Origin of the sequence: Streptomyces neyagawaensis, from assembly GCF_023516595.1 — a bacterium.
Taxonomy (GTDB): Bacteria; Actinomycetota; Actinomycetes; order Streptomycetales; family Streptomycetaceae; genus Streptomyces; species Streptomyces neyagawaensis.
Genome location: NZ_JAMGBG010000003.1, coordinates 17,750 through 27,955, shown reverse-complemented (window position 1 = coordinate 27,955; position 10,206 = coordinate 17,750). Strand labels below are relative to the sequence as shown.

General features: G+C 71.8%; 6 protein-coding genes. 3 read left to right on the top strand and 3 right to left on the bottom strand.

The window, feature by feature from the left end; all coding sequences use genetic code 11:
* On the bottom strand, positions 1–3,648 hold a 3,648-nt coding region (locus M8J73_RS02575), incomplete at its 3' end, for a type I polyketide synthase (protein WP_249828173.1).
* Between the two features lie 272 nt (positions 3,649–3,920).
* On the opposite strand from M8J73_RS02575, the gene M8J73_RS02570 reads away from it, so the two are divergent.
* The 3 genes from M8J73_RS02570 to M8J73_RS02560 all read left to right on the top strand — a co-directional run bounded on the left by M8J73_RS02570 (position 3,921) and on the right by M8J73_RS02560 (position 8,835).
* Positions 3,921–4,883: an ACP S-malonyltransferase gene (locus M8J73_RS02570; RefSeq protein WP_249828172.1), complete on the top strand. Its 963-nt coding sequence runs from the start codon at positions 3,921–3,923 to the stop codon at positions 4,881–4,883.
* Positions 4,880–5,986: an arylcarboxylate reductase gene (locus M8J73_RS02565; protein WP_240501702.1), complete on the top strand. Its 1,107-nt coding sequence runs from the start codon at positions 4,880–4,882 to the stop codon at positions 5,984–5,986. Before M8J73_RS02570 ends, M8J73_RS02565 begins: the two co-directional genes overlap by 4 nt.
* A gap of 83 nt (positions 5,987–6,069) precedes the next feature.
* Complete coding sequence (locus tag M8J73_RS02560; RefSeq protein ID WP_249828171.1) at positions 6,070–8,835, top strand: helix-turn-helix transcriptional regulator; 2,766 nt, start codon at positions 6,070–6,072, stop codon at positions 8,833–8,835.
* A gap of 192 nt (positions 8,836–9,027) precedes the next feature.
* On the opposite strand, the gene M8J73_RS02555 is transcribed toward M8J73_RS02560, so the two are convergent.
* Both M8J73_RS02555 and M8J73_RS02550 read right to left on the bottom strand, forming a co-directional pair.
* Positions 9,028–9,165 carry a hypothetical protein gene (locus M8J73_RS02555; RefSeq protein ID WP_157873457.1) on the bottom strand — a complete coding sequence of 46 codons (138 nt, stop codon included), beginning with the start codon at positions 9,163–9,165 and terminating at the stop codon, positions 9,028–9,030.
* Positions 9,166–9,220: 55 nt separating this feature from the next.
* A complete protein-coding gene (locus tag M8J73_RS02550) occupies positions 9,221–10,195 on the bottom strand; it encodes a zinc-binding dehydrogenase (RefSeq protein WP_249828170.1) in 975 nt (324 codons plus the stop codon).
* Positions 10,196–10,206 lie beyond the last annotated feature (11 nt).

The following is a 10,206-nucleotide window of genomic DNA, read 5'->3' as shown; positions in this document are numbered from 1 at the left end:
CACCCCACCCGCCAACGCCAGCGAACACTCCCCCGCCCGCAACGCCGACACCGCCAGATGCACCGCCACCAACGACGACGAACACGCCGTATCCACCGTCACCGCAGGACCCTCAAGCCCCAACGAAAACGCCACCCGACCCGACAGGACGCTCGCGGCACCACCGGTCAGCCGGCGCCCCTCGGAGGAGTCGGGCAGCCTGACGCCGTTGTCGGAGTCCCGGAAGGTGAAGGTGCCGGCGAAGACGCCGGTGCGGCTGCCACGCAACGCGTGCGGGTCGATACCGGCCGACTCGACCGCCTCCCACGACGACTCCAGCAACAACCGCTGCTGCGGATCCATCGCCAACGCCTCACGCGGCGAGATCCCGAAGAACTCCGCATCGAACTCCGCCGCATCATGCAAGAACCCGCCATGACGCGTATAAGACGTCCCCGGCCGATCCGGATCCGGATCGAACAACCCCTCCACATCCCAACCCCGGTCCACCGGAAACCCCGACACACCGTCCCGACCCTCAGCCACCAACTCCCACAACCCCGCAGGCGACACCACCCCACCCGGCAACCGACACGCCATCCCCACCACCGCCACCGGCTCCCCCACACCCGCCTGGGTGAGGGCCTCCGGGTCCGGCGTGTCGCCGTCCACCGCGTTCCGTACGTACCGGATCAGAGCCTCGGGTGTCGGGTGGTCGTAGATCAGGGTGCTGGGCTGGCGTGTGCCGGTCGATCTGCTGAGGAGGTCGCTCAGTTCGACGCCCATGAGGGAGCTGAAACCGAGTTCCTTGAAGGAGGTGCCGATCGGCACGGCGTCGGGCGAGTCGTGGCCGAGCACGCGGGCCACGTGTGCGCGCACCAGCTCCGCCGGTGCGGTTCGGCGGTCGCCGGCGGTGGTCGGCGAGGCCATGTCGGGTCCCGGCGACGGGAGTTCCGGCGCGGCCGGGCCCTGCGGGAGCGGTGCGCCGGTGGAGCCGAGCCAGTAGCGCTGCCGTTGGAAGGCGTAGGTGGGCAGGGCGACGCGGCGCGCTCGGGAGCAGGCGAAGAACTGGTTCAGGGCCCCGGTGGCGCCGCCCACGTGGAGCTCCGCGAGTGCCGAGTAGAGAGTGGCCCCTTCGTCGCGGTCCCTCCGCATGGCGGGGACGAAGAGCTGGTCGGCGCCGTCGGGCGCGCAGTCGCGGGCCATGGTGGAGAGCACCGCGTCCGGCCCGATCTCCAGGTGGAGGACGATGCCCCGGGCGTGCAGGGTCCTGACCCCGTCGAGGAAGCGGACCGCGTCGCGGGCGTGGCGGACCCAGTGGTCGGGAGAGCGGAGTTCGTCCTCGGTGGCGGTCCGGCCGGTCAGGTTGGAGACCACAGCGAGGTGCGGTGTGCGGTAGGTGAGGCTCTCGGCGACCTGGCGGAACTCGTCGAGCATGCCGTCCATGTGGGGTGAGTGGAAGGCGTGGCTCACCCGCAGTCGTCTGGTCCTGCGGCCTCGGTCGCGCCAGCGTCCGGCGAGGCGGAGCACGGCGCTCTCGTCGCCGGAGAGCACGGTCGAGGCCGGTCCGTTGAGCGCGGCCACGGCGACCCGGTCGGCGAACTCGGCCAGGTCGGGGCCGAGTTCCTCCTCGGACGCCTGGACCGAGACCATCGCGCCGCCGCCCGGCAGGCCGTCCATCAGACGCCCTCGGGCCGCGACGAGCGCGCAGGCGTCCCGCAGGTCCAGTACGCCGGCCGCGTGTGCCGCGACCAACTCGCCGACGGAGTGGCCGAGTACGGCGTCCGGGATCAGACCCCAGTGTTCGAGCAGCCGGTAGAGCGCGGTCTCGAAGGCGAAGAGCGCCGGCTGGGTGTAGCCGGTCCGGTCGAGCAGGGCCGCGTCAGGGGTGCCGCCGCTGTCGAGGACCAGGTCCCGCAGCGGCCGGTCGAGGTAGCGGTCCATCTCCTCGCACGCCGCGTCGAAGGCGTCCGCGAAGACGGGGAAGGTGGCGTGCAGTGCCGCGCCCATGCCGGGCCGCTGGCTGCCCTGCCCGGTGAACAGGAACGCGAGGCCGCCCTCGCGTGCGGTGCCCTCCACCAGGCGCGGCGCGGGACGGCCTTCGGCCAGGGCCGCGATCGACGCGAGGAGGTCGTCGCGATCGGTGGCGAGGGCGACCGCGCGTCGCGCGAAGTGGGTACGGGTCGTGGCGCAGGAATACGCGATCTCGCCGGTCCCGAGTTCGGGGCGGTCGGCGAGATGGCCGAGCAGGCGTGCCGCCTGGGCGCGCAGGGCGGGCTCGTCGCGGCCGGAGAGGGCGACGGGGGCGGGCAGCGGGGCGTACGACGCGTCGGGGGCCGCGGCGGGTGTGCCCCGGCCGCACCAGTCCGACAGCACCAGATGGCAGTTGGTGCCGCCCATGCCGAACGAGCTGACCCCCGCGGTCCTCGGCAGGTCGTCGTGGGGCCAGGGCGCGAGTTCTCGCTGGACCGTCAGATTGAGGCGGTCCAGGGGCACCGAGGGGGGCGGGGCGGTGAAGTTGAGGCTGGGCGGAAGGGCCTGGTACTCGATGGACAGGATGACCTTGAGCAGGCCCACGACTCCGGCGGCGGCCTCCAGATGGCCCACGTTGGTCTTGGCGGAGCCGACGGCCAGGGGCCTGCCCGGCGTCCTCGCGGTGCCGAGGGCCGCGCCGAGGGCCGCGGCCTCGACGGGGTCACCGGCCTTGGTGCCGGTGCCGTGCAGTTCGACGTACTGCACCTGGTCGGGGCGGGTCCCGGCGCGCCGGTGGGCGAGCCGGATCACCTCGCGCTGGGCGCTCTCGTCGGGGACGGTCAGCCCGGAGGAGGCGTTGCCGGCGTTGTTCACGGCGCCGCCGAGGATCAGGCAGCGGATGCGGTCGTCGTCGGCCATGGCCCGGTCGAGGGTCTTGAGGACGACCAGGGCTCCGCCCTCGCCGCGTACATACCCGTTGGCGCGTTCGTCGAAGGTGTGGCACCGCCCGTCCGGCGAGAGGGCGCCGGAGCCGGCGGCGACGAGCGCGCCGTCCAGGGCGAGGTTGAGGTTGACCCCTCCGGCCAGGGCGGCCGTGCAGTCGCCCGCGCGCAGGCTCTCACAGGCCAGTTGGACGGCGACCAGGGAAGAGGACTGCCCGCTGTCGACGGTCTGGCTCGGCCCCCGCAGGTCGAGGGCGTGGGAGAGCCGGTTGGCGATCATGGTGCGCTGGGTGCCGACGGCCGTGTGCCGGGTGATGCCGGCGGCGCCCAGGCGGGCGCGCAGGGTCGCGTAGTCGTCGGTGGCGGCGCCGACGAAGACGGCGGTCGGGCTGTCGGCCAGGGTGCCGGGGACGATGCCGGCGTGTTCCAGGGCCTCCCAGCCGAGTTCCAGCACCAGGCGCTGCTGGGGGTCCATGGCGGTGGCCTCGCGCGGGGAGATCCCGAAGAAGGAGGCGTCGAAGAGGTCGGCCCGGTCGAGGAAGCCGCCCCACCGCACGCGCTCGGCGTCCGGTGCCGCCCCGGCCGACGCGATCGCGTCGGCGTCCCAGCGGTCGGGCGGCGCCTGCGTGATGGAGTGCCGCCCTGTGGCGAGCAGACGCCAGAAGGCCTCGGGGTCGGGCGCACCGGGCAGTCGGCAGGAGTATCCGACGACCGCAATCGGCGTGCGGGGATCGTCGTCGTCCTGATTCGACATTTCTTCCACTTCAGACTTCCCGGCCGACCGGACAAGGGGAATTACTCGGGCCACGGAAGAACTCTGACAGCCCCGCATATCGTCTCGATAGCGCGGCCCGCGACACCCACCGATGGCTGGAATCAGGGACAGATGACCCTTTCCGCAAGGCCGGGGTGATGGGTACGGTAGCTGCGCATCAGCGGTCTCGACGGCCTTGTCGTGCAGTTGGCGCACCGAGAGCACCGTGTCCTGTTCACGCCTTTTTTGGTCGAGATATACAGGAGACAGTTATGGCATTGGGCTTTCTGTTCGGCGGCGGAGTGGGTACGGAAGTGCATGGTCTGGAGATGTACCGGGCCCATCCCGTGATGCGGGAGCTGTACGAGCAGGTCTCGGAGTGGACGGGTCTCACGGTGGGCCAGATCCTGGAGGAGGAGCTGCCGGAGCCGCAGGAGGAGCGGCAGAGCGCGGGGACGATCCGCGAGACGGCGCTCGCCCTCGGCATCCACGACGTGCTGGCGGAGCAGGGGCTCAGCCCGGCGGTGCTGGGCGGAGTGAGCCTCGGCGCCATGACGGCGAGCTGTCTGGCCGGCTCGATCGGGCGGCGGGAGCTGTTCGAGATGCTGGCGCACGCCCGTCACACCCCCGAACTGCCCGCCGACGAGCCGGAGCAGGGCCTCGCGCTGGCGTTCGCCCCGGCCGAGGGCGACCTGGGGGCGGCGTACCGGGGTGAGGGCCGGGCCGGGGTGCATCTGTCCGGGGACTTCGGGCCGACGGCCGACGGGGCGATGCGGATCCTGATGCTGTCGGGCGAGCGTGAGGCACTGGACGCGCTGACGGCCGACCTTCCGCCGGGCACCGTCGCGCCCTTGCCGGACCGGCCGATCGCCGTGCACTCGCCGCTGCGCGGCCACTTCCGCGCGTTCATGGCGCCGTACATCGACGCGATGCCGTTCAAGGCGCCCGAACTGCCGCTGGTCTCCTGCCTGGAGCGCAAGACCCTGACCACGGCGGAGGACGTACGGGATCTGTTCGACCGGAACCCCACGGATCCGATCAGCCTGGTGGACGTCTGCGACGAGATGAAGGACCAGGGCGTGCGCCTCGGCCTCATCATGGGCGGTTCCATCCCGGACGGCATCCTCAGGTTCCCGTTCCCGGTGGTCCACGTCGGCAGGCCCGAACACATCCAGCAGGTGCTGACCAGCGTGTACGAGTTCGGCCTGGACCTTTCACCGGTGCGGGCCCGGTGAGCGCGCCGCCGGCCGCCCTGTCGCCCACCGAGCGGGGCACGGAGTGCGACGCGCTGATCGACGACTGGCTCGGGACCGACCTCGACGCGTGGACACGGAAGGTGGTGGCGCGGCACTTCCACCCGGAGACCGGCAGTCCGTACTGGCTGCGGCGCGCCGCTGGACTGGGCTTCGACGCGCGGGACATCACCCGCTATGACCAGCTCACGGCGTTCGGACCGTTCCCGGTGGACATCCTGCGCTCCCAGGACCCGGCGGATCTGGTGCCGCTCGACGTGCCGCGCCCGCTGACCGGCCGCGTCTGGGACACCGGCGGCACGACCGGCGCGCCCTGTCGGCTGTTCTACACACCCGCCATGCTGCTGCACCGGGGCGCGTGGCGCCGCTGGTCCTTCGTCACCGAGGGGTTCACCCAGGGGCGGACCTGGCTCCAGGCGACCCCCACGGGACCGCATCTGATCGGCAACGGCATGTGGGAGGTGTCGGACCTGTACGCCGGTCAGGTGTACGGCGTCGACATGGACCCGCGCTGGGTCAAGCGGCTCATCCGGGCCGGCCGGCTGGCGGACGCGACCGAGTACACCACCCATCTGCTGGAGCAGGTCACCGACGTGCTCATCCACGGCCGGATCGACTACCTCAACACCACTCCCGCGCTCTTCCTGGCGCTGGTGCGCCGCCATCCCGAACTGGTCGCACCGCTGCGGGGGGTGCGGCTGAGCGGCACGCAGCTGAGCCCGGACATGTACCGGGACTTCATGGCCGCGATGGACGACGGAATCTGCGGCCGCAGCTACGGCAACACCTTCGGCAACGCGGCGGGGCTGCCCGTCGAGCAGAACGCCGAACTCATGCCCTATGTTCCGAATTATCCACAGGTGACAATGAACGTCGTACGCAAAGAGGACTGGTCAACCACAGTGGAGTACGGCACTGTAGGACAGGTCCGACTGACCGTGCTGCACGAAGACCTGTTCCTTCCCAACATCCTCGAACGCGACCAGGCGCTGCGTTACGACACCGGCTCCGCATGGCCGTCCGACGGAGTCGCGAATGTGACTCCGCTGCAGACCACTTCGTCGGCTCCCGAGGGGCTCTACTAAAGACTCCCCAACACGTGAAGTCTCCGGAAAATCTACTCGCGTTGTGACGAATAGAATTCCGACGCGCCGCAAAGAGTACATGCATGATACTGATCGACCGCGAAGAAGAACTGTGCGCGTTACACGATTTCCTCTCGGAAAGCCGCCAGGGCAAAGGACACGTCGTCCTCGTCAGCGGCTCCGCGGGCATCGGCAAGTCCGAGTTGCTCTATGCCTTTGCCGAGGAGGCGTCCGCGACCGGTTCCGAGGTCCTGCGAGCCGTGGGCAGGGAGGCGGAGCGCGACGTCCCGTTCGGTGTCGTCCACCAACTCGTCCGGGACATCTCGCTGCCCGCCCCGCTCCGTACGCGGATGACCGAGCTGGAGAGCAGCCTCGCGTCCGGTCCGACCGCCCCTCATGAGTCGGCCGCGCTGCAGGCTCATGTCGCCCGCGGCCTGTGCCGGGAGCTGCTGCACGCGGCCGGGGCGGGCGGCCTGGTGCTCTGCGTCGACGACATCCACCACGCCGACTCCGCCTCCCTGAGCTGTCTGCTGCACCTGCTCCCCCACACGAGATCCGCCCGTCTGATGCTGGTGCTCAGCCGCCCGGACAGCGCCCGTCACCGCCCTCCGCTGTTGAGCGCCGAGCTGCTGCGCCATCCCTTCTACCGGCGCGTCCGGCTGTCTCCCCTGTCGCTGGAGGGCACGACCGAGCTGACGGCGAAGACCCTGGGCACCCAGGAGGCCCAGGCCCACGGTGCCGTCTACCACTCCCTCAGCGGGGGCAATCCGCTGCTGGTGCGGGCCCTGTTGAGGGACCACCGCGACCGGTCGGCCGACGGTGACGCCGAGCCCGAAGTACCTTCCGCGGGAGAGGAGTTCGCACAGGCGGTGCTCGCCTGTCTGCGCGGCGGGGAGCCGCTCGTTCTCGGTGTGGCCCGCACGATGGCGGTGCTGGACTCCTGCTCCTCCCCCGACCGTATAGGCCGCCTGCTCCACCTCGGCCCGTCCTCGGTGGCCGACGCGCTGAGACATGTGGAGGCCGCCGGCCTCGTCGCGGGCGGCTGTTACCGTCACCCGGCGGCGCGGTCGGCCGTCCTGGACGACATCCCCCGGGGCGTGCTCCGGAGACTGCGCCTCGACGTCGCGGAGTTACTCCACCACGAAGGGCTGCCGACGCCCACGGTCGCGCGGCATCTGGTCGCCGTCCGCCACGTACCGGCGTGCTGGGCCGTCCCCGTCCTGATGGACGCCTCGGAGCACGCGCGCCGCAGCGGCGACGTCGGCTTCGCCCTGGAGTGCCTGGAACTGGCGCTGTCCGGCTCCGACGACGTACGAGAGCGGGCGCTCGCCTCGATGATGCTCGCGCGACTGGAGTGGCAGCTCAATCCCTCCACCGTGGGCCCCCGACTGGGGCCGCTCTCCGAAGCGCTGCTGACGGGCGTCCTGCCCGCCGAACTGACCGTTCCGCTCTCCCGTGCCCTGCTGTGGCACGGGCGCTCCGACGAGGCCGCCGAGTTGATCCGCACGCTGGGCCCGAAGGCCCCGGGCCCCCACGGCCTGTTCCCGGAGAACCGGGAGTGGCTGCGGAATCGTTACCCCACAATGGTGTCCCTCCTGCCCACCGCCGAGGACGGCCCGGGTGGCCGCGACGGCAGGGAACCCGCGACCGCCCGCCCCGTCCTGCTCGCGGAGACCGTCCTCGGCTCGACGCTGCGCAACGGCGGTGACGAGTCCAGCGCCTGGAGTGCCGAACAGGTGCTGCGCTCCTGCGGCCTGGACGAGGCCAATCTGTACGCGCTGGAGTCCGCGCTGCTCGCGCTCGTCTACGCGGACCGGCTCGGCCAGGCCTCCATCTGGTCGGCCAAGCTCCTGCAGGAGGCCACCGTCCGGCAGGTGCCCACCTGGCAGGCTAAGATCACCGCGATTCGCGCCGAACTGGCCCTGCGGCAGGGCGATCTGAACGAGGCGTGCGCCCTCGCCCGCCGGGCCATGACCCACCTCTCGCCCCGCAGTTGGGGAGTCGCTGTCGGCGCGCCCCTGAGCACGCTCGTCCTGGCGGCGACCGCCATGGGGGCGGACGGCGTCGCGGAGGAGTATCTGCGGCACTCGGTACCGGAGGCGATCTCCGAGTCCCGGTACGGCCTGCAGTACCTCTACGCCCGGGGCCAGCACCACCTGGCCACCAACCAGGTGCACGCGGCACTGGACGACTTCCTGCGCTGCGGCGACCGGGCCCGCGCCTGGGACATGGACCTGCCCTCCTTCCTGCCCTGGCGCAGCGGCGCGGCCGCCGCCCATCTGCGCCTCGGGCAGCGGGACCAGGTCCGCCGGCTCGCGGAGGCGGAGCTGGCCCGCCCCGGCAGCGCCAAGTCCCGCAGCCGCGGCGTCGCCATGTGCCTGCTCGCCGAGATCGCCGAACCGCGGCGCCGGACGAGTCTGCTGCTGGAGGCCGTCAGTGTCCTGCGGCTCGCCGGGGACAGACTCGAACTGGCGCGGGCGCTGGCCGCGTTGAGTTCCGCGCAGCGCGCGATCGGCGAGGCCGACCAGGCACGTCGGGCGCTGTACCAGGCGCTGCACCTGGCCGATGTGTGCGGCGCCGAACATCTGCAACCCTCCCCGCAACTGCGCGGCAGGGAGGAGACACCGGCCGACCCGATCACCGCTCCACGGGATCCCCTCAGCGCGGCGGAGCGACGCGTCGCGTCCCTGGCCGCCCTGGGCCACTCCAACCGCGAGATCGCCGACCAACTGTGCGTCACCATCAGCACGGTGGAACAGCATCTGACCCGCGTGTACCGCAAGCTCAACGTCACCAGGCGCGCGGATCTGCCCAGCGAGTTCCAGACCCTGACCGCCGGATCCGTCTGAGCGACCGCGCCGCCCTTGCGGCCTGTTCGTGCGCCCGCACTCCGGCCGGCCAGGGCTGCCCGGGGGCTTGTGTCGGTGTGCGAGGGCGGTGAGCTCGACGCGGGGCCAGGAGCAGGCAATGACGGCCGCCCGACCTTGCCCTTGCCCAGCCGCTTCTCCAGCGGCTCTGCCGGCTCCCGCCGGGGCCCAGCGCTACGAGGTCAGCGCGCTTTCTGTGGCGTCCGGGATGCGGTCCAAGAGGACCAGGCCGTCGGGGCCGAGGAGGCCGCCGTCGGCCATGGCCGTGCCGAGCAGCGCCGCGTGCGCGAGGCAGACCGGTGTGCCGCCCACCCATGAGACGAGCCGTGATGGGTGAAGTCGTCGGTGTGCCGGGCGGTCGCGTGGATCAGGGCAGCAGGAGCAGGGCCTTACCGATCACCTCTCGGGCCTCCAGTGCCCGGTGCGCCGCGGCGGCCTGTGCCAGCGGGAAGGTCCGGCCGATGAGTGGCCGCAACTCGCCGCGGGCTGCCGCTTCGACAGCCCGCGTCGCCAGCCGCCGCCGGTCCTCGGCGGAACGTTGCACATCCTGGATGCCGCGTAGCCGCACACCCCGATCCTGTGCGGCCCGCGGGTCGACAGCGGTGAAGGAACCGCTGGGCGCGCCATGCGCGGAGAACCGGGCGCCCGGCGCCGTGAGTTCGAAGGCGGCTCGGCCGACCGCCCCGCCCACGCCGTCGAAGACGACATCGACGCCCCGTCCGCCTGTCGCCTCCCGAACCCGTGTGGTCCAGTCGGGGTAGGAGTAGTCGGCGAGGACATCGGCACCGCGCTCATGGGCGGTGGCCAGTTTGCGCTCGCCGCGCGCCGCGGCGATGGTGCGGGCGCCGGCCGCGTGCGACAGCTGGACCAGCAGGCTGCCGAGCCCTCCGGCCGCCGCCGTGATCAGGACCTGGTCGTCCTTGGTGACCTCGGCGGCCTCGAAAACCGTCAGCGCGGTCGTGCCGTCGTTGAGGAGCGCGGCGGCCCGCGGCAGCTCCAGCCCGTCCGGGACGGGGATCAGCGCCTCGACCGGTACGACGACCTGCTCGGCGTAGCCTCCGTAACCACCGGCGTGGGCGGCCACCCGCCGGCCCACCCACCCGGGGTCGACGCCCGGGCCGACCGCACGCACATGCCCGGCCACGCCGTCGCCCGGTACGTAGGGCGGCTCCACCGAGAAGAACTCCCGGCCCCAGCCGTTCCTGACCTGGGTCTCGATGAAGAGGATGTCGGCGACCGTGACGTCGATCACCGCCTGTCCCTCACCGGCCACAGGGTCGGGCGCCTGCGTCGGCGTCAGAACCTCGGGCGGCCCGAATCGGTTCACCTGGACGACGAACAAGTCGGCACTCT

Bases quoted from the DNA above. Each gene is read 5' to 3' on its own strand.
- M8J73_RS02560 (WP_249828171.1), top strand. From the start codon at position 6,070: ATGATACTGATCGACCGCGAAGAAGAACTGTGCGCGTTACACGATTTC.
- M8J73_RS02570 (WP_249828172.1), top strand. From the start codon at position 3,921: ATGGCATTGGGCTTTCTGTTCGGCGGCGGAGTGGGTACGGAAGTGCAT.